This window comes from Sphingobium lactosutens, from assembly GCF_013393185.1.
Classification (GTDB): Bacteria; Pseudomonadota; Alphaproteobacteria; order Sphingomonadales; family Sphingomonadaceae; genus Sphingobium; species Sphingobium lactosutens_A.
In genome coordinates, this window is the sequence record NZ_QJQX01000042.1 from 49,303 (window position 1) to 75,030 (window position 25,728).

At 63.8% G+C, this 25,728-nt stretch carries 28 protein-coding genes; 9 read left to right on the forward strand and 19 right to left on the reverse strand.

Annotated features, from left to right (window positions below; translation table 11 throughout):
• Window positions 1–7 precede the first annotated feature (7 nt).
• The 3 genes from DM806_RS10455 to DM806_RS10465 are packed head-to-tail and all read left to right on the forward strand — an operon-like array spanning window position 8 to window position 2,689.
• Window positions 8–523, forward strand: coding sequence for a nuclear transport factor 2 family protein (locus tag DM806_RS10455; RefSeq protein ID WP_179043170.1), 516 nt, complete (start codon window positions 8–10; stop codon window positions 521–523).
• Window positions 520–1,593, forward strand: a complete 1,074-nt coding sequence (locus tag DM806_RS10460) for an alcohol dehydrogenase catalytic domain-containing protein (protein WP_179043171.1) — start codon at window positions 520–522, stop codon at window positions 1,591–1,593. The genes DM806_RS10455 and DM806_RS10460 overlap by 4 nt, the downstream gene beginning before the upstream one ends.
• Before the next feature lie 22 nt (window positions 1,594–1,615).
• Window positions 1,616–2,689, forward strand: coding sequence for a DUF1214 domain-containing protein (locus tag DM806_RS10465; RefSeq protein WP_256869222.1), 1,074 nt, complete (start codon window positions 1,616–1,618; stop codon window positions 2,687–2,689).
• Between the two features lie 92 nt (window positions 2,690–2,781).
• Here DM806_RS10465 and DM806_RS10470 read toward each other — a convergent pair whose 3' ends face one another.
• The 19 genes from DM806_RS10470 to DM806_RS10560 are packed head-to-tail and all read right to left on the reverse strand — an operon-like array spanning window position 2,782 to window position 20,083.
• A complete protein-coding gene (locus DM806_RS10470) occupies window positions 2,782–4,347 on the reverse strand; it encodes a FadD3 family acyl-CoA ligase (protein ID WP_256869223.1) in 1,566 nt (521 codons plus the stop codon).
• Window positions 4,344–5,504, reverse strand: a complete 1,161-nt coding sequence (locus DM806_RS10475; protein WP_179043173.1) for an acyl-CoA dehydrogenase family protein — start codon at window positions 5,502–5,504, stop codon at window positions 4,344–4,346. Before DM806_RS10475 ends, DM806_RS10470 begins: the two co-directional genes overlap by 4 nt.
• Window positions 5,504–6,706 carry an acetyl-CoA C-acyltransferase gene (locus DM806_RS10480; protein ID WP_179043174.1) on the reverse strand — a complete coding sequence of 401 codons (1,203 nt, stop codon included), beginning with the start codon at window positions 6,704–6,706 and terminating at the stop codon, window positions 5,504–5,506. The genes DM806_RS10475 and DM806_RS10480 overlap by 1 nt, the downstream gene beginning before the upstream one ends.
• A gap of 3 nt (window positions 6,707–6,709) precedes the next feature.
• Window positions 6,710–7,084, reverse strand: a complete 375-nt coding sequence (locus DM806_RS10485; RefSeq protein ID WP_179043175.1) for a steroid Delta-isomerase — start codon at window positions 7,082–7,084, stop codon at window positions 6,710–6,712.
• Between the two features lie 6 nt (window positions 7,085–7,090).
• A complete protein-coding gene (locus DM806_RS10490) occupies window positions 7,091–7,549 on the reverse strand; it encodes a MaoC family dehydratase (protein ID WP_179043176.1) in 459 nt (152 codons plus the stop codon).
• Between the two features lie 3 nt (window positions 7,550–7,552).
• On the reverse strand, window positions 7,553–8,344 hold the full coding sequence (locus tag DM806_RS10495; RefSeq protein WP_179043177.1) for an SDR family oxidoreductase: 792 nt from the start codon (window positions 8,342–8,344) through the stop codon (window positions 7,553–7,555).
• Window positions 8,341–9,417 carry an acyl-CoA dehydrogenase family protein gene (locus DM806_RS10500; RefSeq protein ID WP_179043178.1) on the reverse strand — a complete coding sequence of 359 codons (1,077 nt, stop codon included), beginning with the start codon at window positions 9,415–9,417 and terminating at the stop codon, window positions 8,341–8,343. The genes DM806_RS10495 and DM806_RS10500 overlap by 4 nt, the downstream gene beginning before the upstream one ends.
• The gene (locus tag DM806_RS10505) at window positions 9,417–10,322 is read right to left on the reverse strand and encodes an SDR family oxidoreductase (protein WP_179043179.1); all 906 of its coding nucleotides are present in this window, start codon (window positions 10,320–10,322) and stop codon (window positions 9,417–9,419) included. Before DM806_RS10505 ends, DM806_RS10500 begins: the two co-directional genes overlap by 1 nt.
• Window positions 10,323–10,324: 2 nt before the next feature.
• Window positions 10,325–10,768 (reverse strand): nuclear transport factor 2 family protein, encoded by a 444-nt coding sequence (locus tag DM806_RS10510; RefSeq protein WP_179043180.1) that lies wholly within the window; start codon window positions 10,766–10,768, stop codon window positions 10,325–10,327.
• Complete coding sequence (locus DM806_RS10515; RefSeq protein WP_179043181.1) at window positions 10,765–11,388, reverse strand: phenylacetic acid degradation protein PaaY; 624 nt, start codon at window positions 11,386–11,388, stop codon at window positions 10,765–10,767. Before DM806_RS10515 ends, DM806_RS10510 begins: the two co-directional genes overlap by 4 nt.
• A gap of 1 nt (window position 11,389) precedes the next feature.
• Window positions 11,390–12,541 (reverse strand): acetyl-CoA C-acetyltransferase, encoded by a 1,152-nt coding sequence (locus DM806_RS10520; protein WP_179043182.1) that lies wholly within the window; start codon window positions 12,539–12,541, stop codon window positions 11,390–11,392.
• The gene (locus tag DM806_RS10525) at window positions 12,534–13,565 is read right to left on the reverse strand and encodes an acyl-CoA dehydrogenase family protein (protein ID WP_179043183.1); all 1,032 of its coding nucleotides are present in this window, start codon (window positions 13,563–13,565) and stop codon (window positions 12,534–12,536) included. Before DM806_RS10525 ends, DM806_RS10520 begins: the two co-directional genes overlap by 8 nt.
• A gap of 14 nt (window positions 13,566–13,579) precedes the next feature.
• Window positions 13,580–14,725: an acyl-CoA dehydrogenase gene (locus DM806_RS10530; RefSeq protein WP_179043184.1), complete on the reverse strand. Its 1,146-nt coding sequence runs from the start codon at window positions 14,723–14,725 to the stop codon at window positions 13,580–13,582.
• Window positions 14,725–15,474, reverse strand: a complete 750-nt coding sequence (locus DM806_RS10535) for an enoyl-CoA hydratase family protein (protein WP_179043185.1) — start codon at window positions 15,472–15,474, stop codon at window positions 14,725–14,727. The genes DM806_RS10530 and DM806_RS10535 overlap by 1 nt, the downstream gene beginning before the upstream one ends.
• 12 nt (window positions 15,475–15,486) lie before the next feature.
• Entirely contained in the window at window positions 15,487–16,575 is a 1,089-nt protein-coding gene (locus DM806_RS10540; RefSeq protein WP_179043186.1) for an NAD(P)H-dependent flavin oxidoreductase, read from the reverse strand.
• Window positions 16,575–17,480 carry an enoyl-CoA hydratase gene (locus tag DM806_RS10545; protein WP_218647454.1) on the reverse strand — a complete coding sequence of 302 codons (906 nt, stop codon included), beginning with the start codon at window positions 17,478–17,480 and terminating at the stop codon, window positions 16,575–16,577. The genes DM806_RS10540 and DM806_RS10545 overlap by 1 nt, the downstream gene beginning before the upstream one ends.
• Window positions 17,480–18,268, reverse strand: a complete 789-nt coding sequence (locus DM806_RS10550; RefSeq protein ID WP_179043188.1) for a CoA-transferase subunit beta — start codon at window positions 18,266–18,268, stop codon at window positions 17,480–17,482. The genes DM806_RS10545 and DM806_RS10550 overlap by 1 nt, the downstream gene beginning before the upstream one ends.
• A 14-nt stretch (window positions 18,269–18,282) precedes the next feature.
• Window positions 18,283–19,161: a CoA transferase subunit A gene (locus DM806_RS10555; RefSeq protein ID WP_256869226.1), complete on the reverse strand. Its 879-nt coding sequence runs from the start codon at window positions 19,159–19,161 to the stop codon at window positions 18,283–18,285.
• Window positions 19,162–19,165: 4 nt separating this feature from the next.
• Window positions 19,166–20,083, reverse strand: coding sequence for a VOC family protein (locus tag DM806_RS10560; protein WP_179043190.1), 918 nt, complete (start codon window positions 20,081–20,083; stop codon window positions 19,166–19,168).
• Window positions 20,084–20,392: 309 nt separating this feature from the next.
• Here DM806_RS10560 and DM806_RS10565 point away from each other — a divergent pair, with 309 nt between their 5' ends.
• From DM806_RS10565 to dmpG, 6 genes are read left to right on the forward strand one after another with little or no spacing between them, the layout of a single operon-like run.
• Window positions 20,393–21,589: an acyl-CoA dehydrogenase family protein gene (locus DM806_RS10565; RefSeq protein ID WP_256869227.1), complete on the forward strand. Its 1,197-nt coding sequence runs from the start codon at window positions 20,393–20,395 to the stop codon at window positions 21,587–21,589.
• Between the two features lie 11 nt (window positions 21,590–21,600).
• Window positions 21,601–22,416 carry an alpha/beta fold hydrolase gene (locus DM806_RS10570; RefSeq protein WP_179043192.1) on the forward strand — a complete coding sequence of 272 codons (816 nt, stop codon included), beginning with the start codon at window positions 21,601–21,603 and terminating at the stop codon, window positions 22,414–22,416.
• Window positions 22,409–22,909: a flavin reductase family protein gene (locus DM806_RS10575; protein WP_179043193.1), complete on the forward strand. Its 501-nt coding sequence runs from the start codon at window positions 22,409–22,411 to the stop codon at window positions 22,907–22,909. The genes DM806_RS10570 and DM806_RS10575 overlap by 8 nt, the downstream gene beginning before the upstream one ends.
• Complete coding sequence (locus tag DM806_RS10580; protein WP_372859476.1) at window positions 22,906–23,700, forward strand: fumarylacetoacetate hydrolase family protein; 795 nt, start codon at window positions 22,906–22,908, stop codon at window positions 23,698–23,700. The genes DM806_RS10575 and DM806_RS10580 overlap by 4 nt, the downstream gene beginning before the upstream one ends.
• 12 nt (window positions 23,701–23,712) lie before the next feature.
• A complete protein-coding gene (locus DM806_RS10585) occupies window positions 23,713–24,660 on the forward strand; it encodes an acetaldehyde dehydrogenase (acetylating) (RefSeq protein WP_179043194.1) in 948 nt (315 codons plus the stop codon).
• A complete protein-coding gene (dmpG, locus tag DM806_RS10590; RefSeq protein WP_179043195.1) occupies window positions 24,657–25,700 on the forward strand; it encodes a 4-hydroxy-2-oxovalerate aldolase in 1,044 nt (347 codons plus the stop codon). The genes DM806_RS10585 and dmpG overlap by 4 nt, the downstream gene beginning before the upstream one ends.
• Window positions 25,701–25,728: the final 28 nt, after the last annotated feature.

The window sequence follows — 25,728 nt, forward strand, 5'->3', positions numbered from 1 at the left end:
GGTGGATATGTCGCAGGCATGGCTCGATCGGATCGCGCTGCAGGATCTGGTGATGCGCTATTGCCGGGGATGCGATCGACGCGACTTCGCGCTTGTCCGCTCGCTCTATCATGACGATGCGATCGATGACCATGGTTCGATGTTTACCGGCGGACCTGACGAGTTCGTCACATGGCTGGCGCAGGTTACGCCGCAGTGGGACATGATGCGCCACACTATCAGCAACAGCCTGTTCGTGGTCGATGGCGACCGGGCGGAGGGCGAGCATTATGTCGAGGCCTGGCATCGCACATCAGGACCGGATGCACGGCAATATATCGTCCTGGGCCGCTATCTCGATCGCTATGAGCGGCGCGATGGCGTTTGGAAATTCACCTATCGCAGTCTGGTTTTCGACCATGGATCGATTGTCCAGGTCGCTGTCGACATAATCTCGCAGATGCGGCGCGATGCCCCCAACGGTCGTGCGGATCGCGATGATCCCTCCTTCGCCTATCCCTTGCTGGCGGGGCTGTCGGCATGAGGGCCGCCTTATGGGACGGCGCCGGGCTGGTCGTCAGCGACCGGCTGACGCTGCGGCCGCTGGAGGCCGGGGAAGTGCGCGTCCGCGTGCAGCGGTCGGGTATCTGCCATAGCGACATTGCGATGATGACGCCGCATCTTCCCGTGCTGCCGATCGTGCTGGGGCATGAGGCCGCGGGCGAGATCGCCGACCTGGGACCGGGGGTCGAAGGCTGGGCGGTGGGCGATCCTGTTACCGTCGGCACCCAGACACCATGTGGGCAATGCCGCGAATGTCGCCGCGGCGAGCCGCATAATTGCGATATCAACTGGGGGGTCGACCCCGCTTTTCCCTTCATGCTGGACGGCAGGCCTGTCGCATCCTTCGCCAACGTCTCCTCCTTTGCCGGGGAGATAGTGGTGAAAGCATCGCAGATCTTCGCGATTGACGGTCTTCCGCTTGAACAAGCTGCGCTGATCGGCTGTGCGGTGTCAACCGGGGTCTGCGCATCGCGGACGCTGGGACGGGCAGGTCCGGGTGACAAGGTGGCGGTGTTCGGCGTTGGCGGGATCGGCGTCAACGCTATTCAGGGCGCCGTCCAGAGCGGGGCTGCCGTGATTGCGGTCGATGCCAATCCCGCGAAGGAGGCAGTGGCGCGACAGTTCGGCGCTATCGGCTTCATTCTGGCCGACCAAATGCAGAACAGCGACGATGCGGCAGCAAGGCTGGCGGCGGCGCATGGCCCGATCGACCTCGTGGTCGAATGCAGCGGTTCCGTCGCGGCGATCGAAACCGCGCTCCGCTGCATCAAGCGTGGCGGCCGGGTGGTGCTGATCGGCATGTCGAAACCGGGATCGCAGGCGGCGCTGCCGCTCGACCGTTTCGTCATGGGTGGGGAGGTGATCGCGACGATGAACGGCGGCGCGGTGCCTGCCCGCGACTATCCCGACCTCATCGCCCAGGCGCGGGACGGGCGTTTGAACCTTGCCGATCAGGTGAGTGGGGTCTGGCCGCTGGACAGGATTGGGGAGGCGATAGCTGCACTCAAGGCGGGCGAAGTCACCCGTGCCCTGGTCGATCACGAATTATGACCTCATCAGGAAGGAAATGACCATGGAAGACGTCCGACTGTCGGCAACCTGGCGTAATTTCTGCGATCGGCTGGCGCAGGCGGGAGAGGTTCTCGACCGGTCGGCTGCGCCGGGCACACCGATCGATCAGGCCGAGGGGCTGCGCTACCTCTCACGGCTGACGCGCACTGCGCTCAATATGCTGGTCGACTCCAGCGATCCCGATTTCCCGCGCCTTTTCCTGCTGTGCGACGACGCCATCAAGATCGGCGCGGACAATCCCGACAATCTTTACCAGCAGATCGTCGTGCGCGGCGATCGCGACTATCGCATCACCGGTCAGTGCAACAGCGTTCCTTATTTCTCGATAGGGTCGAAGGCGAACCGCTATGCGATCGACGGAACCATGGCCTCGACCGGCGAGATCGAACTGGCCGACATGGACATCGGTCCCGACGGCACGTTCGAGATAATCGCAAGCAAGACCGAAAAGCCCGGCAACTGGCTGCCCATGGCCGACGACAGCACATTGCTCATCATCCGCCAGACCTTCAATGACAAGAAGGCGGAAGTTGCGGCCGATGTGCGGGTCGAACGGATCGGTGAAGGGCCTGCGGTGCCCGCGATCCTGACGCCGGAAACGATCCAGGCGCAACTGAGTGGCGCGGCGGCCTGGGTGCGGGGGACAGCGAACATTTTCGCTGATTGGGCTCAATGGTTCATGGAGCAGCCCAACCGCATCTATGAGGGCAAGGACCAGACGGTCTACCAGCGCGCGGGCGGCGATCCGAAAATATGGTACGGCCACATCTATTACGACCTCGCGCCCGATGAGGCGCTGGTCATCACCGCCACGCCGCCGCCATGCCGCTTCTGGAATTTCCAGATCGACAATTGGTGGATGGAATCGATGGACCATGTGAACCGCAAGGTCTGGGTCAATGGCGCACAGGCGATATATGAAGCGGATGGCAGCGTCATCCTCGTCTGTGCCGATCGCGATCCGGGCTATGGCAACTGGATTGACCTGTCGGGGCATCGCAGTGGCACCGGCCTGTGGCGCTGGATCGAGGCGAGCGAGCATCCCGTTCCGCAATGCCGGGTGGTGAAGCTCTGACGACCGTCTGAACGGCTTCCCGTGGCAGGTGCCAGCGGCGAGAGTCGCCATCGCCACCTGCGCAACGGGAAGGCAGCCCGACCGCGTCCTTCCTATTCTTCCTGCCGTTCCAGATCGCGAAGCGCGGTGCGCAGCACCTTGCCGCCGGCATTGCGGGGCAGAGCGTCGATGAAGGCGACCCGGCGGGGCGCCTTGTAATTGGCCATATGCGCCCTTGCCCAGCCGATGATCGCACGCTCGTCCGCCTGCTGGCCCGGGCGCAGCACGACGAACGCCTTGCCGACCTCGCCCAGCCGTTCGTCGGCGATGCCGATCACGGCCGCCGTTTCAATGGCGGGGTGGGCAGCGAGCAGGCTCTCGATCTCGGCGGGATAGCAGTTGAAGCCGCCGGAAATATACATGTCCTTCTTGCGATCGGTAATGGCCAGATAGCCGCGCGGGTCGATCGTCCCGATGTCGCCGCTGTGCAGCCAGCCGTCGGCATCGATCGCCTCCGCCGTGGCCGCCGGATCGTCCAGATAGCCCTGCATCACCGAAGGCCCGCGAATCCACAATTCGCCGGTCTCGCCCCGCCGCAGGTCGCGGCCAGCCTCGTCGACGCAGCGTATCTCGATGCCGGGCAGCGGATAGCCGCACGTGTGCGCTACCGTGTCGGAATCGTCGCCCTGCCGGGTCATGGCGATGGCGCCGCATTCGGTCATGCCATAGCCGTTGACGATATTGGACATGCCCAGTTCCTGTCGCATCCGTTCGACCAGCATGGGCGCGACCGGTGCTGCACCCGTCACCGCGACGCGCAGCGAGGAAAAGTCACGCGGCTTTTCTCCCGCCAGTTCCTGCAACAGCGTCACATAGATGGTCGGCGGTCCGGGCAGGAAGCTGATCCTGTTCTGCTCGATCTGGCGGACCATTTCGGCGCCGTCGAACATCGCCATCGGCAGGATCGTCGCGCCGCGGGTGAAGCAGACGACCCAGCCCGCCTTGTAGCCGAAGGTATGGAAGAAGGGATTGACGATCAGATAGCGATCCCCCGCGCGCAGATCGACGCGGACCGCCCAGTCGCCGAAAATCTGCACGGCCTGCGCGTGCGCAGTCAGAACGCCCTTGGGCCGGCCGGTGGTGCCGGAGGTGAAGATGATGTCGCTGATGTCGCCGCCGCTGATGCGCGACAGCGCTTCGTCCACGGCCGGATCGGCCGCGCCCCGGCCGCGCGCGACGAAGGCGTCCCACTGGGTGTCGATCAGGACGCTTTCCAGAAGGTCAGGCATATCCTCGCCAGCGATCAGCGCGCGATAGTCGGTGTCGAGGAAATGTTCCGGCACGAACAGCAGCTTTGCTTTCGAGCGGCGGAGGATGTCGGCGGCTTCCTGCCCCTTGAAGCGGGTGTTGAGCGGCACGATGGCCGCGCCCACGCTTTGCGCGCCCAGTGCCGCCAATATCCAGGTCCGGTCATTGGGCGCCCAGATGGCGATGCGGTCGCCATGGCGCAGGCCGCAGGCGAGGAAGGCGGAGGCGGCCGCCCGCGCATCGGCCCAGACCTGCGCAAAGCTCCAATGCTGGTCGCCCTCGATGATCCCCGGCTGGTCGGGCCAGCGCTCCGCCGCCGCCTTGGCCGCATGGGGGATAGTGTGGGGCCAGGTGCCCATTTCTTCGGTCATCCGCGCGGCTCCCTTGGCAGTCCGAGGCCGCGCTCGGAGATGATGTTGCGCTGGATCTGGTCGGTGCCGGCATAGATGGTGTCGGACCGGCTCATCAGATACATGGATGTGAGGCTGTCGAACCGCTCCTCGTCGATGCCGATCTCGCCTTCCTGCCCTCGCACATCCATCGCCAGTTCGCCCAGCGCCTTGTGCCATTGTGACCAGTAGAGCTTGTAGGTGTAGGCTGCGCCCGACAGCGTTTCATCCGACAGCATCCGCAGGCCGTTATAGCGCATGATCTTCAGGCCCGCATGGGCATGGGCGATCCGCTGGCGGATGAGCGGATTGGCGGCCTGACCGTTCGCTTTGGCGGCGGCGATGATGGCGTCCAGCTCGTTGCGGAAGTGCATCTGCTGGGCGAGCGTCGACACGCCGCGCTCGAAGCCGAGCAGCGTCATCGCCACCTTCCAGCCCTCGCCCTCCGCCCCGATCCGGTCGATGGTGAGGGCCTCCGCCCCGTCGAAGAAAACCTCGGCGAACTCCGCCTCGCCGGTCATCTGGCGGATGGGGCGGGGGGTGACGCCGGGCTGGTCCATCGGCACCATCAGGAAGGAGAGACCCTTGTTGCCTACGCTCCCCGGCTGCGTGCGGGCGACCACGAAGCACCAGTCCGCGATCATGCCCATCGATGTCCAGATCTTCTGTCCGTCGACGATGTAGCGATCGCCCTCCCGCCGCGCCTTGGTCTTGACGTTGGCAAGGTCGGAGCCTGCGCCCGGCTCCGAATAGCCCTGGCACCAGATCGCACGGCCATGGGCGATGTCGGGCAGGAAGCGCGCCTTCTGCTCCTCTGTGCCCATCGCCAGTAGCGTCGGCCCCAGCAACTCGACACCCAGATGGCCGACGCGGGGAGGGGCTTTGGCACGGGCATATTCCTCCGCGAAGATCACCTGCTCCGCGATGGAGGCGCCTCTGCCGCCCCATTGTTCCGGCCAGCCGACGACGCTCCAGCGCGCCTCGCCCAGCGCGGTTTCCCAATCGCGGCGTTCCTCGACATGGTCCATCTGGCTGGTCTGGCCGCGCAGCGCCTTGAAGGGGCCGGACAGTTGATCGTTCAGCCAGCCGGCCGCTTCCGCGCGGAACGCCTTGAGTTCAGGGGCGAAGGCGAGTTGCATCAGGCGACCTCGAACAATCCGGCCGCGCCCATGCCGCCCGCGACGCACATCGACACCACGACATAGCGGACGCCCCGGCGCTTGCCCTCGATCAGCGCATGGCCGACCAGCCGCGAACCCGTCATGCCGAAGGGATGGCCGATGGCGATGCCGCCGCCATTGACGTTCAGCTTGTCGGGGTCGATCTCCAGCTTCTGCTGGCAATAGACGGCCTGAGACGCGAAGGCCTCATTGATTTCCCACAGGCCGATGTCCTCGATCTTCAGCCCCGCCCGGGCAAGCAATTTGGGGATGGCGAACACCGGGCCGATGCCCATTTCATCCGCGCCGCAACCCGCGACCTGGAAGCCGCGATAGACACCCAGCACCGGTAGGCCTTCCTTCTGCGCGGTGGCCAGGTCCATGACGACCTGTGCCGAGGCGCCATCGGACAGCTGGCTGGCATTACCCGCCGTCACATGGCGGCCTTCCTTGACGACGTCGCCATTTTTGAACACGGGCTTCAGTTCCGACAGCTTTTCATAGGTCGTCCCGGCGCGGATGCCTTCGTCAGCCATCAGCAGCAGCTCTTCCTTGCCGCTTTCCTTGCCTTCCTTGTCGAACAGCGCCTTGGTGAGCGCGATAGGCACGATCTCCGCATCGAACCTGCCCGCAGCCTGCGCGGCGGCGGCGCGTTGTTGCGACAATGCGGCGAAGCGGTCCTGCGCCTCGCGGCCGATGCCATAGCGGTCCGCGACGATCTCGGCCGTCTCGATCATCGCCATATAGGCGTAAGGGTCGCGCTGCTTCACGAACTCGGAACGGTTGCGGAAATTGGGATAATGTTTGTCGATGGTCAGCGACACATTCTCCGCCCCGCCCGCCACCGCGACGTCGATCTCGTCGCACATGATTGAGCGCGCGGCAAAGGCGAGCGCATTAAGGCCCGAGGAGCATTTGCGGTCCATCGCAAAGCCGGCGGTCGTGTCGGGCAACACCGACCCATGCACGGCCAGCCGGCCCAAATTATAGCTTTGCGTGTTCCACTGGTTGGCGACGCCCAGATAGACGTCGTCGACGCGGGCCGGATCGATGCCGGCGCGCTCGACGGCGGCATTGACGACATGGGCCGCCATGACGGGCGCCTCGGTATCGTTGAAGGCGCCGCGATAGGCCTTGCCGACGCAGGTGCGGGCGGTGGAGATGATGGCTGCTTCACGCATGTCTTAAAATCCGTGCATGTTGGTGGGGCCGAAAAAAGCGCGCATTTCGATCACTTCATTCGCCTCGTTGAAGCGGAAGATGTCGATCACATCGACGCGCTGCTGCTTCCCCTCCCAGTGGAGATTGACCGAAAAGGCGAAGGCCGCATGGTCGGCGGCGATGCGGACGGGTCCTTCGAGCTTGAGTTTCGCGCCGGTCTGCATGGAGGCGGCGTAGAAAGCGCGGATGGCCTCGCGGCCCTTGTGCTGCGGGCTGCCGACCGGGTCTTCGACCGTGGCGTCAGTAGCGAACAAGGCGGCGGCCTGATCGGGGCTGCCCGCGTCGAACGCGGCGACATAGGCGTGGACGGCGGCTTCCATTTTCTGAGCGTCGGGCATGGGGGCTTACTCCGGATAATAGCGGCTGATGGTGTCGATGATGCAGGCGGGCTTTTCGCTGCTCTCGATCTCGATGGTGACGCGGACGGTGGACTGGATCGCGCCTTTCACCTCCTCGACCTTCACGATCTCGCCTGTCCCGCGAATGCGCGAGCCGACGAGAACGGGGCTGAGGAAGCGGGTTTTGTCCATCCCGACATTGACCCCGGCGGAAAAGCGCTGGACCTCGATCATCTGCGGCAGGAAATAGTTGACGAGACTGAGCGTCAGATAGCCATGCGCGATGGTCGCGCCGAACGGGCCATCCTTGGCGCGCGCCGGGTCGACATGAATCCACTGACGGTCGCCGGTGCAGTCCGCAAAGGCATCGATCCGCGCCTGATCGATGGTCAGCCAGTCGCTGGCGTCCAACGCCGCGCCGTCCTTGCCGATCAGATCGCGCGGACTTTCGAAGATGACCGCCATGGCTCAGGCCTTCTGGCTCGACACGGGCAGGATTTCCCCGGTCATGTAGGAGGACAGCTCGCTCGCGAGGAAGATCATCACATTGGCGACCTCCCACACTTCAGCGGGGCGCTTGAAGGCTTCCTTCTCGACCAGAAGGTCCAGCGCTTCCTGTGTCGTCACCTTGGCGAGGAAGGGGTGCATGGCAAGGCTCGGCGCGACCGCGTTGATGCGCACGCCATGCTCAGCCGCCTCGATCGCCGAGCAACGGGTGAAGGCCATGACACCCGCCTTGGCGGCGGCATAATGGGCCTGCCCCTTCTGCGCGCGCCAACCCAGAACCGAGGCATTGTTGACCATCACGCCGGACTTGTTGGCATACATGTGCGGCAGGAAAGCGCGGGTCATGCGGAACAGGCTGGTCAGCGTCACGTCCAGCACGCGGTTCCACTGCTCGTCGGTCATGTCGACGACGTCGACCTCGCCGCCCAGCCCCGCATTGTTGATGAGGACATCGACCCTGCCGAGCGCGGCCAGCGACGCGTCGCGCAGGCCCTGCACGGCCTGCTCGTCGGTGACGTCGCACACGAACGTCGCTGGCCGTTCCACGCCCGCCTCGTCAGCGATCCGGTCGGCGGCTTCGCCAAGGCGGCGTTCATGGAAATCGCTGATGAGCAGCTTCGCACCTTCCTCAGCGGCGCGCTTGGCGACGGCAAAGCCGATGCCGGTCCCGGCGGCAGCGGTGACGACCACGGTCTTGCCGGTCAGCAACCCGCGCGGTGTGGGGTAGGGCGGAACGGGGGATGTCGGGGTCATGCTGCGTCCTCGAAGAGTATGGTGGCCAGCGCCTCGCGATGCTGGTCGGGGGAGCCGAGCCAGCTTGCGGTGGCGCGGGCGCGCTTGAAATAGAGATGGGCGTAATGTTCCCCGGTGAAGCCGATGCCACCATGCAACTGGATCGCATCGCCCGTGACCGAGCGACAGGCATCGGAGACATATTCCCGCGCGACATGGCAGGCTTCGGCCAGTTCCGTACCATCCTCGTCAATCGCGGCGGCGGCATAATAAGCGGCGGAGCGGGAAGCCTCGACCAGCATCATCATGTCGGCCAGCATATGCTTGTAGGCCTGGAAGGAACCGATGACCCGTCCGAACTGCACCCGCTGCCTTGCATAGTCGACTGTGGCGTCGAGGCTGTAGTGCGCCACGCCCGTCTGCTCGGCGGCGAGCAGGCCCGCGCCGATGGTGAGGGTGCGGTCGATGGCGGCCCTGGCGTTGCCGGGGGTGCCAAGCAGTTGGTCCGGCGTGATCACGCAATCGAAGGTCAGCCGCGCGAAACGGCGCGTCCGGTCGAGACTGGGCAACGGCTCGATGGTCAGGCCCGGCGCGTCCGCCTCCAGCACGATCAGGCTGTTGTCCGAGGTTGCCACGACGATCAGCTCCGCCACATGGGCGAAGGTCACGAAATTGGCTTTGCCGGTCAGCCGACCGCCTGAGAGGGCCGGGCGGTCGGCTGTCCCGGCAAAGCAGGCGCGCGTTCCGCAAGCGAGACGAGGGAGAAGTGTCGAAAGCTGCCCCTCATTCCCGGCCGCCAGCACAGCCTGCACCGCCAGAACTGCTGTTTCGAAAAAGGGAACGGGCGCGAGGCACCGGCCCATCTCCTCCAGAACCAGCGTCATCTCCACCGCGCCCAGCCCCAGCCCGCCATGCGCCTCCGGCACCATCAGCCCGGCAAAGCCCATGTCGCCAAGGCCCTGCCAGAGCGCCCCGTCAAAGCCGCTCGCGCCTTCGACCGCAGCCCGCACGGCCTCGGCACTCGCGGCGTCGCTCAGGAAGGCGCGGGCGGCTTCCTGTATCGCGCGCTGGTCGTCGCTGAGTGCGAAATCCATCAGGCCGCTCCGTAGACCGGCTTGGCGGGCTGCCGGGTCTCGATCAGCTTGCGGACGATCGGGTCCAGCTCGCTCGCCTCGAAGCGGGCGCCCTTGTCATGGGCGGGGCTGTCGGTCCAGCCTTGCGACAGGAAGATGGTGCCGCCCTTCAGCTCGAATATCTGGCCGGTCACGCCCTTCGACTGGCCCGACACCAGATAGGCGACCAGCGGCGCCATATTTTCCGGCGCAAACACGTCGAAGCCGCCAGCCTTCACATCCATGTCGAAAGCGCCGGTATTGGTCATTCGGGTGCGCGCATTGGGCGCGAGCGCGTTGGCGGTTACGCCGAGCCGCGCCAGTTCCGCCGCCTGCACCAGGGTCAGCGCGGCAATGCCGCCCTTGGCGGCCGAATAGGCCGACTGGCCGACCGAGCCTTGCAGGCCCGCGCCGCTGGTCGTGTTGATGATCCGCGCATCGACCGGATTGCCCGCCTTGGCCTGTGCCCGCCAATATTCGGCGGCATGGCGCGCGGTGCAGAAATGGCCGCGCAGATGCACCCGGATCACCGCATCCCATTCTTCCGGGCTACAGGTGAAGAACATGCGGTCGCGCACGAAGCCCGCATTGTTCACCACCGCGTCCAGCCGCCCGAAACTGTCGAGCGCGGCTTCCACCATGCGCTTGCCCGCGTCCCAGTCGGCCACGTCATTGGTGTTGGTGACGGCCTCGCCGCCCATGGCGCGAATCTCGTCCACCACCTGTTCGGCCGCGCCTTTGGTTAGCCCAGCCTCGCCATGGGCGCCGACGCCGAGGTCATTGATGATGAGCTTGCAGCCCTCCGCCGCCAGACCCAATGCATAGGCCTTGCCCAGCCCATTGCCCGCCCCGGTGACAATCGCCACGCGTCCTTCGCAGATACCCATTTTCAAGCGTCCTTAAGAGATTTCAAAAGATGCGCGCTGAGGTCGCCGCTAAGATCGACCTGCGCATAATCGCGTTCGACAAAGCACCATTGGCGCTCGATCCGCCGGAACTTGTCATGATAGCGCCCGGTCGCGACCGGCTGGAGCGGATAGCCCTCGGTTGCCTGCAACACCGTCCATTGCGATCGGCTGGTGGCGCTTTCACCGTCTTCGCTCAGCAGGATGATCGGGTTGGTCATGATATGCCGGGTGCACGGCTTGCCGTCATAGAGGCGCATCCAGCCGCGCCACATCGCGGCTATGGCTTCTTCGCCCACAATCCGCTGGCCGCTGGCGATCACGCCGCCATGACGAAACAGCCGTGCCGCGCCGAGAAAATCCGCCGCGTCGATCAACTCGGCATAGAGATAGAGCAGATTGGGAATGGCGATGGCTGCGTCGTTCATGCCCGTTTCTCCCGCAAAGCTGCTGTCGGCCCTGTTAGCCGAACCGCGATAGCGTCTGACCAGATGCGCTGCCGATCCGCTTCGGGTGCGATCAGCGGCTCCGCCTCGACCAAGTCCGTCAGCGCGGCGCGGGCCAGCTTCTGATATTCGCCCTCGCCGTCATTCTTCCACGTGACCTGATGCGGTTCGAAGCTCTTGATAACCCTGGCCGGATTGCCCGCCACCAGACTGCGCGGCGGTGTTTGCGTGTCGGATTTGACGAGGCTCAGGGCCGCGACAAGATTTTCCGGTCCGATCACCGCATTATCCAACACCACGGCGTTCATCCCGATCAGCGCATTCTCGCCAATCTCGCAGCCATGGATGATCGAGCCATGCGCGATGGTCGCGCCGCGCCGGATGATTGTGTCGCGCAGCTGGTTGGCATGGACGGTCACGCTATCCTGTATCGAGCTATCGCCTTCCACCACGATCCGCCCGAAATCGCCACGCAGGGACGCGCCGGGCGCGATGAAGCAGCCCGGTCCGACGATCACGTCCCCGATCAGCGACGCCAGCGGATGAACGTAGCTGGTCGGGTCGACCACGGGAACGATCCCCTGATAGGCGTAGCAGGGCATGTTACAGCCGCTCGATGATGGTGACGTTGGCTTGCCCGCCGCCCTCGCACATGGTCTGTAGGCCATAGCGGCCGCCGGTGCGTTCCAGGGCATTGAGCAAGGTGGTCATCAGCCGCGCGCCGGTGGCGCCGATGGGATGGCCGAGCGCAATCGCGCCGCCCTGCACGTTCACTTTCTCATGCGGGATGTCGAGTTCCTTCATCCACGCCATGGGCACGCTGGCAAAGGCCTCGTTGCATTCGAACAGGTCGATGTCGCTGATGCTCATCCCTGCCTTCTTGAGCGCATATTGGGTGGCGGGGATCGGGCCGGTCAGCATCCATACCGGATTGGCGGCACGCACCGAGAGGTGATGGATGCGGGCGCGGGGCTTGAGGCCATGTTCCTTCACGGCCCGTTCGCTGGCGATCAGCAGAGCGGCGGCGGCATCGCAATTCTGGCTGGCGACGCCGGCGGTGACGAGGCCGCCTTCGCGCACCGGGTTGAGACCGGCCAAGCCCTCCAGCGTGGTCGCCGGGCGGATGGTTTCATCCTTGGCCAGACCTTCGAAGGCCACGACCTCGCGGTCGAACCAGCCTTTGTCCCATGCGGCCTGCGCGCGCTGGTGGGAGGCGAGGGCGAAGGCTTCCATGCCCAAGCGACTGATGCCCCATTTTTCCGCGATCATCTCGGCGGAGCGGATCTGGTTGACTTCCTCACCGCCATAGCGGGCGTCCCAGCCCTTGGAACCGAGGAACGGGCTGTCGAAGCCATAGGGCTGGCCCGCGACCATGGCGGCGGAGATGGGAATGGCGTTCATCGCCTGGCTGCCGCCCGCGACGACCAGGTCCTGCGTACCGCTCATCACGCCCTGCGCGGCAAAGTGCACGGCCTGTTGCGAGGAACCGCACTGGCGGTCGATGGTGACGCCCGGCACTTCCTCGGGTAGCCCTGCGACCAGCCAGGCGGTGCGGCCGATATTGCCTGCCTGCGGCCCGATCGTGTCGCAGCAGCCCCAGACCACATCGTCAACGAGGGCCGGATCGATCCCGGTGCGCTTCACTAACTCCCGGATTGGATGCGCGCCAAGGTCGGCGGGATGGACGCCGGCGAGGCTGCCCTTCTTGCGGCCAACGGGCGAGCGGACGGCGTCGATGATATAGGCTTCAGGCATTATCACTCTCTCTGGCGAAAGTCTGGTCCGGCCCCATGGGCTGGGTGAAGAGGCGCGCCGCGATCCGGGCGCGATGGTAGGCGGGGGTGCCCCATGTCTGGGTCAGCGCAAGCGCGCGCTTGAGGAACAGATGGACGTCGACTTCCCAGCTATAGCCCATGGCGCCATGCACCTGGATCGAGGTGCGGGCAGCCTTGTCGGCGGCTTCCAGCGCGACCAGCTTGGCATGACTGATCCGCGCGCGGGACTGCACGTCGCGATGGCCGATCTCGGCGGCGGCTGCTGCGACGACCGGCTTGGCGAACTCGATTGCGACCTGCGCGGAGGCGAGATGGTGCTTGACCGCCTGATAGCTGCCGATGGGTTTGCCGAACTGCTGGCGTTCCTTGGCATAGTCAACCGCCAGATCGACGGCGCGCTGCGCAAGGCCAAGGCCCATGGCGGCGTTGAACAGGGCGGCACGGTCCAGCGCCAAGTCCCAGTCCGCCTTACCCAGTGGAGTGGCGTTCTCCACATTCCACTCGATGGAGAAGAGGCGGCGGAACGGATCGATGCTGGCTTGCGCCGTCAGCGTCACCTGATCGGGCGTGGCAAGATAGGCCTCGCCATCACGTTCCAGCAGGATCGCCGCCGCGCTGTCGGCGTTGGCGATATAGGGATTGGCCGGATGCGCGATGGCTATGGTCGCCAGCGGATCGCTCAGCACCACATGATCGGGCGCCAGCGCGGCCAGCATGGGCGCGGCGACGCCCGCGCTTTCGACCAGTGGTTCAGGCAGCGCAACATAGCCCGCTTCCTGCGTGATCAGGGCGAAGTCGGTTTCGGTCAGCCCAATGCCGCCCGCGCTTTCGGGCAGAAGCACCAGTGTCAGGCCCGTCTCCACGATCGACGCCCAGCGGGCATCGTCACGCGCTGTCCCGGCTTCCATCATCCGGCGCCAATGATCGGGCGTGCAGCTATCCGCGAACAGCGTGCGCGCCGTCTCCGCGAACATCAGCTGTTCTTCGTTCAGGGTGAAGTCCATGTCCGCCCCTCCCTTCAGCGCGGCAGGCCGAGCATGCGCTCGGCAATGATGTTGCGCTGGATCTCGTTCGACCCGGCATAAATGGGACCGGCGAGCGAGAAGATATAATCGTCCAGCCAGTCGTGCCCGCCCGGCGGCGGGATCAGCTCCGCCTCCGTCCCAAGGATCGAAAGCGCGGTCTGGTGCAGGTGGATGTCCATTTCCGACCAGAAAATCTTGTTGGTGCTGGCTTCGGGGCCGATCCTCGCGCCCGCCATCAGCCGCGAGGCGGTCTGGTAGATAGACAGCGCATAGGCCTCTGCATTCATATGGGCGCGGATGACGTCGGCCTCCAGCATGGGGTCGGCGGTTTCACGGCGTGTCTGCCACAGGTCCGCGAGCTTCGCCGCCGCGACCTGATAGCGGGCCGGGGAGCGCAACATCAGCCCGCGCTCGAACCCCGCCGTCGCCATGCAGATATGCCAGCCCTGCCCCTCGTCACCCAGACGGTTGAAGGCGGGTACCCGCACATCTTCCAGAAAAATCTCGGCGAAACCGACATGACCGTTGATCTTGCGGATCGGGTTGACCGTCACGCCCGGCGCAGTCAGCGGGAAGAATATGAGGCTCATCCCCTTATGCCGTTCCGTTCCCGGCGTGCGGAACAGGCCGAAGGCCCAGTCCGCGAACACCGCCCGGCTCGACCAGATTTTATGGCCGTTGAGGATATAGTCGTCCCCATCCGCCGCGCAGGTCGCCCGCACCCCGGCAAGGTCGGACCCTGCCTGCGGTTCGGACCATGCCTGCGCCCAGATTTCCTCGCCGCTCGCCATCGGCGGCAGGAAGCGCTGCTTCTGCTCATGGCTGCCGAACTCGATCAGCGTCGGTCCCAGCAGGAAGATGCCGTTCTGGCCCACACGCCCCGGCGCGCCAGCGCGCGCATATTCCTCCTCGAAGATCAGCCACTGGATGAGGTCCAGCCCACGGCCGCCATATTCTTTGGGCCATGTCACCATGCCCCAGTCGCCGGACTGGAGCGTCTTTTCCCATGCCCGATGCGCCTCGAACCCTTCGCGGGTCGCGTCATAATGCTCCAGCGGTTGGGCAGGCACATGGGCTTCCAGCCATGCGCGCACTTCCTCCCGGAACGCCTGCTGCTGCGGAGTGTAGGTCAGGTCCATCAGAACTTGGCCGCCTTGCCGGTTTCCACAAAGGCGTCGCGCGCCTTCTGGCTGTCCTCATGCATGTACATTTCGAGGGTGAAGCCCTGTTCCCAGCGGTAGCCGCGATCGACGTCGCGGGCTTCGAGGCCGTTCAGCGCTTCCTTGGCGATCACCAGCGCCTTGCGGGATTTCGACGCGATCAGCGCGGCGAAAGCACGGGCTTCGGTTTCGAGGTCGGCGCGGGGCACGACCTTCTCAACCGCGCCGAGGCGATAGGCTTCCTGCGCCGGGATAGTGCCGCCGGTGAAGAAGGCTGCGCGGACCTTATGCAGCGGCAGCATGCGCGACATGTGGCTCGCCCCGCCCATCGCGCCGCGATCGATCTCCGGCAGCGAGAAGAAGGCGTCGTCGGCTGCGATGATCGTGTCGGACGCGCCGCAAATGCCGATGCCGCCGCCGATCACGAACTTGTGCACCGCGACCACGACCGGGATTTCGGCTTCATGGATCGCCTTGAAGGTCAGGTAGTTGCCGCGATTGAGGGTGGGGATGCGTTCGGGATGGGCCTGCATCTCCTTGATGTCGACGCCGCCGCAAAAGCCGCGCCCTTCGGCCCGGATCAGGATGCAGTGGACGTCCTCGTTGCGCGCCGCATCGGTGATGATCTTCGGCAGGCTGTTCCAGGTCTCGCTGTCGAAAGCGTTGACCGGCGCATGATCGAAGACGATTTCCGCGACGCGCTCTTTGATGGTGCATGTAATCGGCATCTCTATCTCTCCTCAGACCACCGGAGCGGTTTCGCGGCCCAGCGCTGCAAGTACGGCCAAACGCTCGTGCGCCTCGTTCACAATGCGGTCGACCAGCTCTTGGCAGCTTGGAATTTCGCTGATGCGCCCGCCGACCACGCCGGTCGCCATCACGCCATGCTCGATGTCGCCATCGACCACCGCCTTCTGGATCAACATCGGCATGGTCGCGGCCATCATGGCCTGCTTCAAGGGCATCGCGCCATGCGCCGTCATGCCCCGCGCCGATTGGATGAGGTTCAGCCAGCTTGCGCCGCTCTGCTTCTTCATCGTTCTGCTGGCTTCGATGGCGCGGAGCCACATGCCCAGTTTGCCGGATTTTTCGATCCGCTCCATCAGCCGGGTAGCGATCATCCGCTGGGGAATGCCGTCCAGCTTGGTGGTGACGATGATGCGGTCGGTCCCGGCCTTCAGATATTCCGCTTTGGCGCTGTTGGGCACCGGGCTTTCCTGGGTCAGCAGGAAGCGCGTGCCCATGGCGATGCCCACGGCGCCATAGGCCAGCGCTGCCGCCAGCCCCCGCCCGTCGGCAAAGCCGCCGCTGGCGATTACCGGCACCTTCACCGCGTCCAGTACCTGCGGCAGCAGCACGGTGGTCGGCACTGATCCGGTATGGCCGCCGCCTTCGCCGCCCTGCACATTGACCATGTCGACGCCCAGCTCGACCATTTTCTGCGCATGCTTGACCGCGCCCACGGTCGGCACGCAGAGGATGCCCGCATCCTTGAAGCGCGCGATCATCTTGGCGTTCGGCCCACGCCCGAAGCTGACCGCGCGGACCTGATCCTTGTTGGCGAGGATCAGCTCGACAATCTGGTCGGCGCCGGGCTGGAACATATGGAAATTGACGCCGAAGGGCCGATCGGTCCCGCGCCGCACCGTCAGCATCTTCTCGCGCGCCTCATCGGGCGTCATCACCGCCGCGCCAAGGAAACCAAAGGCCCCAGCGTTGGAACTGCCGATGACGAGCGACGGCTCCGCCACCCATCCCATGGCGGTCTGGATGATCGGCCAGCGGCAACCCAGCCGCTCGGTCATGACGGTGTGCAGCGGGTCGCCCATCAGCCTTCGCCTGCTTCTTTCTTGTTAGCGGCCGCCATCGCCTTGCCGTCGAGACCACCGATCGAATTGCCCATCGTCAGGTCGTTCTGCGCGTGAGCGAAATGGTGCATATGATATTGGGCCTCAATCGCGTTGCGCTTGCCCATCAACTCCTCGACATGATTGATTGCCTGTTTGGTCAACCAGTTGCCAAGGCGCGGCTGCGCCACCAGCTTGGCCGCCATCGCTGCCACCGTCTCGCGTAGAGCCTCGCGCGACACGATCTTGTTCACCATGCCGAACTGCTCGGCGCGCTGGGCGCTCATGCGCTCGCCCAGCAGCAGGAACTCCTTGGCGACGCGCGGCGGCAACTCATAGGCGTGGGCGAAATATTCGACGCCCGGAATGCCCATGCGGTTGACGGGATCCTGGAAGAAAGCATCGTCGCTCGCCACGATCAGGTCGCACACCCAGGCGAGCATCAGCCCACCCGCGACGCACGCCCCCTGCACCATGGCGATGGTCGGCTTGGCGACATCGCGCCAACGCCGGCACATACCGACATATTGCTCCTTCTCCCGCGTATAGAGCAGTTCCGCTGCCGGCTTGTTGACATGGGGCGGCACCATCAGCCGGTTGTCGAAAGCCTTGTGCAGATCGCGCCCCGGCGTGCCGATGTCATGCCCGGCGGAGAAATGCTTGCCGTTCCCACCCAGCACGATGCAGCGGACGTCGTCGTCGTTCGTCGCGGCCATGAAGGCGTCGTCCAGCGCATAGGTCATCTGTCCGTTCTGGGCATTGTTGAAGCCCGGACGGTTCAGCATGATCCATGCGACATGGTCGATCACATCATAAGTGACGGGCTCCTCGGTCTCATAAACGATGTCGACCTTTTGCGGTTCGACCAGGTGATCGGCTTCGTTCATCATCCCCTCCTTGCAGGTGGATTGTCCTTGATGACGGATGCGCGGATGTTGTGCGGGTCGAGGCTGGCGATGATCTCCAGCGCCTGCGCGCCGGGCAGCGGCGTTTCGGTAAGCTCGCCCTTCTCCAGCCGGAAACCGGTCGCTTCCTGCACCTCTTCGAAGGTCACGCCGGGATGCAGGGACACGACGCGGATGGCATTATCCGTGCCGCCAAAGTCCATGACGCACAGATTGGTGACGATCATCCGCAGATCGACATCCGAATAATTGCCGCCGGGAACCCGCTTCGCCGGATTATAGCCCACGCCCGACACCATATCGACTTCGCCGCTTACGAAAGTCCGCGCCGTGTGCATCGGGAAGAAAAAGCTGTTGGCGTGGTAGATGGTGTTGCCCGGAAAACCGCGCACGCCCAGCATCTGCGTCTTGGGCTTGTCATAGGTGCCGCCCAGATAGCTCAAATTGATCTGGCCGAAACGGTCGAGCTGGGTCGGCGTCACCATCGCATGGCGCCGCCCGGTCCACACCGCGCTGTCGAAGAAGCGCGAGAAGGGCAGGTAGCCCGAAGCCTTGCGCTCGTCATAGCCGCGAGGGCCAATGGGGACCGGCTGCTCGACCAGATAAGCTTCGCCATCGGTCATCATCAGTTCCGGGCTGTGGGTCAGCTTGGCGAGGCTCGCGGCCAGGCGCGGCACGGGGCCGACGCCGGTGGCGATGATCTCGCCATTGGCGCGGAATGCTTCGGAACAGGCGAAAATGCAGAGTTCTGCCAGAGTCACCTCAGTCATTGTAACGTCAGTCATCAGAATATCGGGAGCGGGAGAGCCGCCACCGCCTCCTTTCCGCCAATGCTTTCCAGATAGGCTTGCTCGGTCGTGCCGACGAAGCGGTCGGCCACCGCCGCCCAGTCGCCAGGCTCGCGCGCGGCGTCGGCATAGGCCTTGAACGCCTTCATGTCCCAGCCATAAGCCGGGGGCATGGAGCTGGGATGCGCGCCGCAGGGCATATGGACCACGCCGCTCACGAAGCAGCGCTCGAACAGATTGAGCTGCGCGTCGTCGGGGTAATGATCCTCGATGCGGTCGACCAGTTCCTCACAGGACACATAGGTCTTGGCCGCCGCCTTGGCGAACCATTCGTCATAATAGCTGTCGGCGCCGAACAGATGGACATTGCCGCGCCAGTCGCTGCGATTGACATGGATCAGCGCCGCGTCGAGCTTGAGCGCGGGCATGGCAACCAGCGTTTCGCCGTCCGCATAGGGAGATTGCACGGTCTTGAGGCCGCCCAGTTCCGCCAGATCGGTACCCAACCCCACGCGGGTCGGCAGGAAGGGCAGACCGAATGCGGCAGCCTTCAGACCCCACTGGAACATTCCTTCGTCCAGTTCCAGTACCTCGATTGCGCCCGCTTCCCGCGCCTTGCGGAACCAGGGCTCCAGCGGAATGGTGTCGAGAGAAACGAACGCGAAGACCAGTTTCTTCACCTTGCCTGCTGCACACAGCATTCCGACATCGGCACCGCCATAGGCAACCACGGTCAAATCCTTGAGGTCCGACCGCAGGATCGCGCGGATCAATGCCATGGGTTTGCGGCGCGGCCCCCAGCCGCCAATGCCGATCGTCATGCCATCGGACAATTGCCCGACCACATCTTCCATGGTCATGCGTTTATCGAGCATAGTTTCAGTCATCCTTTTCGTGAGCCCATTTGTGGCCCCAATCGCTCACCGCCATGCTGGTCGTGGGAACCCAGGTCGCGGGATCGATGACCAGGCCGTTCCAGCCATATTCAATGTCGAAGCCGCTGGGCGTCTGCATGTAGAAGCTCGTCATCTTGTCGTTGACGTGCCGCCCCAATGTTGCCGATAATGGAACCTTGCCTTTGCTTTTAAGCACGCGGTCATAGGCGCGGCCGACATCTTCCAGCGCGGCGACTTCCAGCATCATGTGAACAGCGCCATTTGGGTTTTCAGGCATCTGTCCCAGCGCCAGACTGTGATGACGTCCGTTGCAATGCAGGAAGGCGAAACCAACGCCCGCATCGTCCGGTCCACCCCCCATCAGAAAGAAGCGGCCCAGATCAGTGTCGCCGAAGCCCAGCACATCCTTGTAGAATGTGTGTGCCTCATCGAAATTGGGTGCCGTCAGGACGACATGGCCCAATCCCATGTCGCCATTGTCCCCCGTGATGAATCGGCTTACGCCTGCCGGCGATATGAAGGGCGTGTAATCGACGAACCGACCGTAGAAGATTTCCATCGCGTTGCCGGCCGGGTCCGACGATCGCGCCAGTTCATAGACCTTGCGCGCCCTCGCTTCCATGACATCGGCGCGCTCGACGGGACGCCCCGCCGCTTCCAGACGGGCCAGGACCGATGCGAAATCTTCGCGAGTCGAACATTCCCATCCGGGTGCGACAAATGCGTTTCGCTCGCCCTTCTGCACCCAAAGGCGAAATGGCCGGTCGTCCATGCGGAACAGGGCGACATCTTCACGATCCGATTGTGCGGGCATCAGCCCGACGATGTTGCATGCGAAATCGCGCCAGGCGGACAGATCGTGCGCCTCGATAATCACATAGCCTAGCGATTTTACTGCCATTTCGCTGCCTCGCCCTATCCGTTGTTCCGTCATCGCCATCTTATCTTGCGCTATAAAACTGGCAAATTAACTACGCAAAACATGCTGATGCGTGATAATTATCCGGCAAATGCCGCGATCATATCATCTTTGCCTTCCGATAAAATGGCAATTCGTTCGTGAATCGCCTATATGCATCGCGCAAAATGTGCAAGTCCTGTTCTTCTTGACGTTTTGCGTAATGAAGATTTATATAAGCTACGCATATGGCCGATATGGCTATTGAAGCTTTGAATGGAGACGATGATGACAGGAGCGATGGCGAGTCCAATGTCGGAAGCTGTGGAGGCGCCGGTGCCATCCCCCGGCAGCATCATCGAACGCGCTCGGGCCATGATCCCGGTCTTGCGCGAACGGTCGCGAGCCTGCACGCTCGGCCACGACGTGCCTGTCGAAACCGTCGCGGAAATGAAGGCGGCCGGTTTCTTCCGCGTCCTCCAGCCCCGGCGCTGGGGTGGCTATGAGATGCACCCCAATGTCTTTTTCGAGATTCAGAAGGCGCTGGCCGAAGGCTGCATGTCGACCGGCTGGATCTATGGCGTGCTGGGGTGCCATCCTTATGAACTGGCGCTGTTCCATGACGAGGCGCAGAAGGACGTCTGGGCCGACGATGCCGACATGCTGGTGTCTTCGACCTATCAGCCGGTCGGCAAGGTGGAAAAGGCCGATGGCGGTTTTTACCTGTCTGGGCGCTGGGGCTTTTCCTCCGGTTCGAGCCATTGCGGCTGGGTCTTGCTGGGTGCGATCAATTTCGACACCGATGGCGGGGCGCCGGACATGCGCACCTTCCTGCTGCCGCGTTCCGACTATCGGGTGATCGAAGGGACATGGGACACGTTCGGGCTTCAGGGTACCGGCAGTTTCGACATATTGGTCGAGCGTGTCTTCGTGCCCGAATATCGCACCCATCGCGCTGCCGATGGTTTCGCCTGCTCCAATCCCGGCCAGAAGGAAAATGACTCTCCCCTCTACCGCCTGCCCTGGGCGCAGCTTTTTACCCGCTCGGTGTCCACCGCGGCCTTTGGCGGCGCGCGCGCCGCGATTCGGGCCGCGATCGAGATCATGCAGAATCGCGTCTCGACCAACACCGGCAAGGCGTCGAAAGCCGACCCGAATCTGCACGCCGCCATTGCCCGCGCGATCGCGGAAACCGACGAAATGGAGCTGGCCCATCGCGCGACCTTCAACGAACTGATGGACTATGCCGAACGGGACGAAGCAATTCCCATGGAGCGTCGCGCCCTGTTCGCATACCAGTCGGCCAGCGTGGTGCGTCGCATGGCAGATCTGGCCGACGATATGGTGAAACTGCTCGGCGGACGGGCCATCTATATGTCTAGCCCGATCCTCCAGCCGTGGCTCGACCTGCACGCCGCCCGCGCGCATGTCGCCAATGATCCGGCGAACCGCACCAGTGATGTGATCGGCACCATGCAGGGCGAACCGCCCGCCTTCACTTTCATTTGAGAGGAGCCGTCATGACACAGGAACTTTCCCGCAAGACATATGGCGTCACGGGCGGGCATTGCATTTCGGTGGCAGAGGTGGGGATTGGACCCGTTATCGTGTTTGTCCACGGCAGCGGACCCGGCGCATCGGGCGCGTCCAATTTTCGTCAGAATGTGCAGGCATTTGTCGATGGCGGCTATCGGGTGATCCTGCCCGACCTTATCGGCTATGGCCAGTCGTCCAAGCCGGAGGGCATCGACTATACGCTCGGACTTTTCACGGATACCCTGCATGAAGCATTGACGGCACATGGCGTCGAAAGGGCCATATTGGTCGGCAATTCGCTAGGCGGTGGCATCGCGCTCCAGATGGCGCTGGACCATCCGGACTTTGTCGATCGGCTCATCTTGATGGCGCCAGGTTGCATTCATGAGCGGGAAGACTATTTCAGAATGCCCGGCATTGCCGGCATGGTCAGTTCCTTTGGCGGTCCCGACTTCAACGAGGAAGAGCAACGCCGTCTCATCACCAATCTGGTACATGATCCTGTCCATGTCACGGATGCGCTGGTCAAGGAACGTTTTGCCGTCGCCCGGACCCAGCCCAAGGATGTCATCATGCGGATGCGCACGCCCAACCTGGCGCCCCGCCTTGGCGAATTGAAGATGCCGATCCTGCTCTTCTGGGGCTTCAACGAACGCTTCATGCCGCTGGAGGGGATCAATCTATTTTTCGAGGCATGTGAGGACGTGCGCTGCGTGACCTTCAACAAGGTCGGCCATTGGGTTCAGGTCGAACGTGCCGAGGAATTCAACCGCTATGCACTGGATTTCCTCCATGGCTAGCATATCCGATATCGGTCTGGTTGTGGAGAATGTCGTTACCGGCTTTCGCGGTGCGATGCGCCGTCTGGCGTCTGGCGTCGCGATCGTCGTTGCCCACGGCGACAGCGCTCCGGTCGGCATGGCGGCGACGTCGATCACCTCGCTGACCATGGACCCGCCCGCTGTGCTGGTCTGCGTCAACCAGTCGGCCGGGATCCATTCCTCCCTGTCGCCGGGCAGCCCGATCAGCATCAATATCCTCTCGCGCCATCAGCAGATCGTGTCGGCGGCGTTCGGTGGCGCGGTGGCGCGGGAAAAGCGGTTCGCGGTCGGGCAATGGACACTGGATGGTCATGGCCTGCCTATGTTGGACGAAGCGCAGGCAAATCTGTCCTGCGCGATCGACAGCATCACGCCTTTCGGCACGCACAGCATCGTCGTGGCGCGCGTGGAGGCCGTGCGCCTGGGCGGAACGATCGAACCCCTCATCTATCAGGATGGAGTCTATTTGTGAGCGACACAGTATCGCAGAGCCGGAATGACCTGCTGGCGGACGAGCTTTACCTCGCGCTGCGGGAAGAGCGCACGGTCCCGCCGCTGACGGACCGGTATCCCAGCCTCACCATCGATGACGCCTATGCGATTTCGCTGGGCGCGCTCGAACGACGCAAGGCTGATGGCGAACGCATCGTCGGCAAGAAGATCGGCGTCACCTCGAAGGCGGTGCAGGACATGCTCGGCGTGCACCAGCCCGATTTCGGCTTCCTGACCGACCGCATGTTCGTGGACGGCGACATCGACATCAAGGCCAATGGGCTGATCCAGCCACGAGCCGAGGCGGAGATCGGCTTTGTCCTGAAGGACAGGCTGAAGGGGCCAGGGGTCACGGCGGAACAGGTGATCGCCGCGACCGAAGCGATCGTCCCCTGTTTCGAAATCGTCGATAGCCGAATCCAGGACTGGAAGATCGGCATTGTCGACACGGTGGCGGACAATGCCAGTTGTGGCGTCTATGTACTGGGCGAGGCCCGCGCCGATCCGCGCGCGTACGACCTGCCCAATCTCCACGTCACCGTGACCAAAAATGGTGAGCCACTGTCGGAAGGCTATGGCCATGCCGTTCAGGGTTCCCCGGCTGAGGCAGTGGCGTGGCTCGCCAATACGCTGGGGGTTTATGGCGTGACGCTGGAGGCGGGCGACGTGATCCTGTCGGGCAGCCTGGTGCCGCTGGAACCGGCGAAGGCCGGCGATGTGTTTGAAATGCAGTTGCATGGCGTGGGCGCTTGCACTGCGCGCTTCGTTTAAAAGGGAGGCTTCATGACTGGCAAGGTCAAGGCAGCGATTATCGGGTCGGGCAATATCGGCACCGATCTGATGATCAAGATGATCAAATATCCGCAGAATATGGAACTTGTCGCCGTGGTCGGCATCGACGAGGCATCCGAAGGCCTCGCCATGGCGCGCGAGCACGGCGTGGCGACAACCCATGAAGGGCTGGACGGCCTGCGCGCCATGCCGGGCTATGCCGAAATCGGCATCGTTTTTGACGCCACATCGGCTTATGCCCACAAGGTCCATGACGCAGCACTGCGCGCCGACGGCAAGCAGGTGGTCGATCTGACCCCGGCAGCCATCGGCCCGTACACCATCCCGACCGTCAACGGCGAAGCCAATCTGGATGCCGGGAACGTCAACATGGTGACATGCGGGGGGCAGGCGACGATCCCGATGGTCGCCGCCGTCAGCCAGGTGGCGACCGTCCACTATGCCGAGATCGTGGCGTCGGTATCCTCGCGCTCGGCAGGTCCCGGCACCCGCGCCAATATCGATGAATTCACCCGCACGACTGCAGGGGCTATCGAAAAGGTCGGCGGCGCAGCGCAGGGCAAGGCGATCATCATTTTGAACCCCGCCGAACCGCCGATGATCATGCGCGACACGGTCTTCACCCTATCCGAAGGCGCTGACGAGGACACCATCCGCGCCTCGGTCGAAGCGATGGTGAAGAAGGTGCAGGCCTATGTCCCCGGCTATCGCCTGAAGCAGGAGGTGCAGTTCGAGCGCTTCGGCGACAATAACAAGCTCAAGATTCCCGGCCGCGGCGAGTTTAGCGGAATCAAGACGATGATCCTGCTCGAAGTCGAAGGGGCAGGGGACTATCTGCCCAGCTATTCGGGCAATCTCGACATCATGACCGCCGCCGCCAAGGCGACCGGCGAGCTGCTGGCGCAGCGCATCAGCGAAGGAAAGAAGGTGGCCGCATGACCGCAAAGTTCAATGTGGAAAAGGGCGACAAGCTCTATATCCAGGACGTGACCTTGCGCGATGGCATGCACGCCATCCGCCACATGTACGGCATCGACCATGTGACGGCGATCGCCAAGGCGTTGGATGATGCCGGTGTTGACGCGATTGAGGTCGCCCATGGCGACGGCCTCAACGGCGCCAGCTTCAACTATGGCTTCGGCGCGCATACCGACTGGGAATGGCTGGAGGCGGTGGCTTCGGTGCTGACCCGATCGGTCCTGACCACCCTGATCCTGCCCGGCGTCGGCACGGTTGACGAACTGCGCCGCGCCTATGATATCGGCGTGCGCTCGGTCCGTGTCGCAACCCATTGCACCGAAGCTGACGTGTCCAGGCAGCATATCGGCATCGCCCGCGACTTGGGCATGGACGTGGCCGGCTTCCTGATGATGAGCCACATGATCGAGCCGGAAAAGCTCGCGCAGCAGGCATTGCTGATGGAAAGCTACGGCGCACAGTGCGTCTATGTGACCGATAGCGGCGGCGCGCTCGACATGGACGGGGTGAAGGCCCGGCTCGAAGCCTATGACCGGGTACTCAAGCCCGAAACCCAGCGCGGCATGCACGCCCACCATAATCTCGCGCTGGGCGTGGCCAATTCGATCGTGGCAGCGCAGGGTGGCGCGGTGCGTATCGATGCATCGTTGACCGGCATGGGCGCTGGCGCGGGCAATGCGCCGCTCGAAGTCTTCATCGCCGCCGCCGATCGCAAGGGCTGGAACCATGGCTGCGATGTCAATGCGCTCATGGACGCCGCTGAAGATCTGGTGCGACCGCTTCAGGACCGTCCGGTGCGGGTCGATCGCGAAACCCTCGCGCTTGGCTATGCGGGTGTCTATTCCAGCTTCCTACGTCATGCGGAAAAGGCGGCCGAAACCTACGGCCTCGACACGCGCACCATCCTGGTCGAACTCGGGCGCCGCAAGATGGTCGGGGGGCAGGAGGACATGATCGTCGACGTCGCGCTCGACATGCTGAAGGCACGCGAAACCGCCTGACTCCAGCCGGCCGGGCGATATGGTCCGG

What these genes read in the sequence shown, in the direction of transcription:
- DM806_RS10575 (WP_179043193.1), top strand. Translation starts at nt 22,409, where the DNA reads ATGGCTAGCATATCCGATATCGGTCTGGTTGTGGAGAATGTCGTTACC.
- DM806_RS10530 (WP_179043184.1), bottom strand. Translation starts at nt 14,725, where the DNA reads ATGGACCTGACCTACACTCCGCAGCAGCAGGCGTTCCGGGAGGAAGTG.
- DM806_RS10480 (WP_179043174.1), bottom strand. Translation starts at nt 6,706, where the DNA reads ATGCGTGAAGCAGCCATCATCTCCACCGCCCGCACCTGCGTCGGCAAG.
- DM806_RS10460 (WP_179043171.1), top strand. Translation starts at nt 520, where the DNA reads ATGAGGGCCGCCTTATGGGACGGCGCCGGGCTGGTCGTCAGCGACCGG.
- dmpG (WP_179043195.1), top strand. Translation starts at nt 24,657, where the DNA reads ATGACCGCAAAGTTCAATGTGGAAAAGGGCGACAAGCTCTATATCCAG.
- DM806_RS10510 (WP_179043180.1), bottom strand. Translation starts at nt 10,768, where the DNA reads ATGAACGACGCAGCCATCGCCATTCCCAATCTGCTCTATCTCTATGCC.
- DM806_RS10570 (WP_179043192.1), top strand. Translation starts at nt 21,601, where the DNA reads ATGACACAGGAACTTTCCCGCAAGACATATGGCGTCACGGGCGGGCAT.
- DM806_RS10550 (WP_179043188.1), bottom strand. Translation starts at nt 18,268, where the DNA reads ATGACTGAGGTGACTCTGGCAGAACTCTGCATTTTCGCCTGTTCCGAA.
- DM806_RS10520 (WP_179043182.1), bottom strand. Translation starts at nt 12,541, where the DNA reads ATGCCTGAAGCCTATATCATCGACGCCGTCCGCTCGCCCGTTGGCCGC.
- DM806_RS10545 (WP_218647454.1), bottom strand. Translation starts at nt 17,480, where the DNA reads ATGAACGAAGCCGATCACCTGGTCGAACCGCAAAAGGTCGACATCGTT.
- DM806_RS10455 (WP_179043170.1), top strand. Translation starts at nt 8, where the DNA reads ATGTCGCAGGCATGGCTCGATCGGATCGCGCTGCAGGATCTGGTGATG.
- DM806_RS10565 (WP_256869227.1), top strand. Translation starts at nt 20,393, where the DNA reads ATGTCGGAAGCTGTGGAGGCGCCGGTGCCATCCCCCGGCAGCATCATC.
- DM806_RS10485 (WP_179043175.1), bottom strand. Translation starts at nt 7,084, where the DNA reads ATGCCCGACGCTCAGAAAATGGAAGCCGCCGTCCACGCCTATGTCGCC.
- DM806_RS10495 (WP_179043177.1), bottom strand. Translation starts at nt 8,344, where the DNA reads ATGACCCCGACATCCCCCGTTCCGCCCTACCCCACACCGCGCGGGTTG.
- DM806_RS10525 (WP_179043183.1), bottom strand. Translation starts at nt 13,565, where the DNA reads ATGGACTTCACCCTGAACGAAGAACAGCTGATGTTCGCGGAGACGGCG.
- DM806_RS10555 (WP_256869226.1), bottom strand. Translation starts at nt 19,161, where the DNA reads ATGCTCGATAAACGCATGACCATGGAAGATGTGGTCGGGCAATTGTCC.
- DM806_RS10540 (WP_179043186.1), bottom strand. Translation starts at nt 16,575, where the DNA reads ATGGGCGACCCGCTGCACACCGTCATGACCGAGCGGCTGGGTTGCCGC.
- DM806_RS10475 (WP_179043173.1), bottom strand. Translation starts at nt 5,504, where the DNA reads ATGCAACTCGCCTTCGCCCCTGAACTCAAGGCGTTCCGCGCGGAAGCG.
- DM806_RS10505 (WP_179043179.1), bottom strand. Translation starts at nt 10,322, where the DNA reads ATGGGTATCTGCGAAGGACGCGTGGCGATTGTCACCGGGGCGGGCAAT.
- DM806_RS10500 (WP_179043178.1), bottom strand. Translation starts at nt 9,417, where the DNA reads ATGGATTTCGCACTCAGCGACGACCAGCGCGCGATACAGGAAGCCGCC.
- DM806_RS10470 (WP_256869223.1), bottom strand. Translation starts at nt 4,347, where the DNA reads ATGACCGAAGAAATGGGCACCTGGCCCCACACTATCCCCCATGCGGCC.
- DM806_RS10490 (WP_179043176.1), bottom strand. Translation starts at nt 7,549, where the DNA reads ATGGCGGTCATCTTCGAAAGTCCGCGCGATCTGATCGGCAAGGACGGC.
- DM806_RS10465 (WP_256869222.1), top strand. Translation starts at nt 1,616, where the DNA reads ATGGAAGACGTCCGACTGTCGGCAACCTGGCGTAATTTCTGCGATCGG.
- DM806_RS10560 (WP_179043190.1), bottom strand. Translation starts at nt 20,083, where the DNA reads ATGGCAGTAAAATCGCTAGGCTATGTGATTATCGAGGCGCACGATCTG.
- DM806_RS10515 (WP_179043181.1), bottom strand. Translation starts at nt 11,388, where the DNA reads ATGCCCTGCTACGCCTATCAGGGGATCGTTCCCGTGGTCGACCCGACC.
- DM806_RS10535 (WP_179043185.1), bottom strand. Translation starts at nt 15,474, where the DNA reads ATGCCGATTACATGCACCATCAAAGAGCGCGTCGCGGAAATCGTCTTC.
- DM806_RS10585 (WP_179043194.1), top strand. Translation starts at nt 23,713, where the DNA reads ATGACTGGCAAGGTCAAGGCAGCGATTATCGGGTCGGGCAATATCGGC.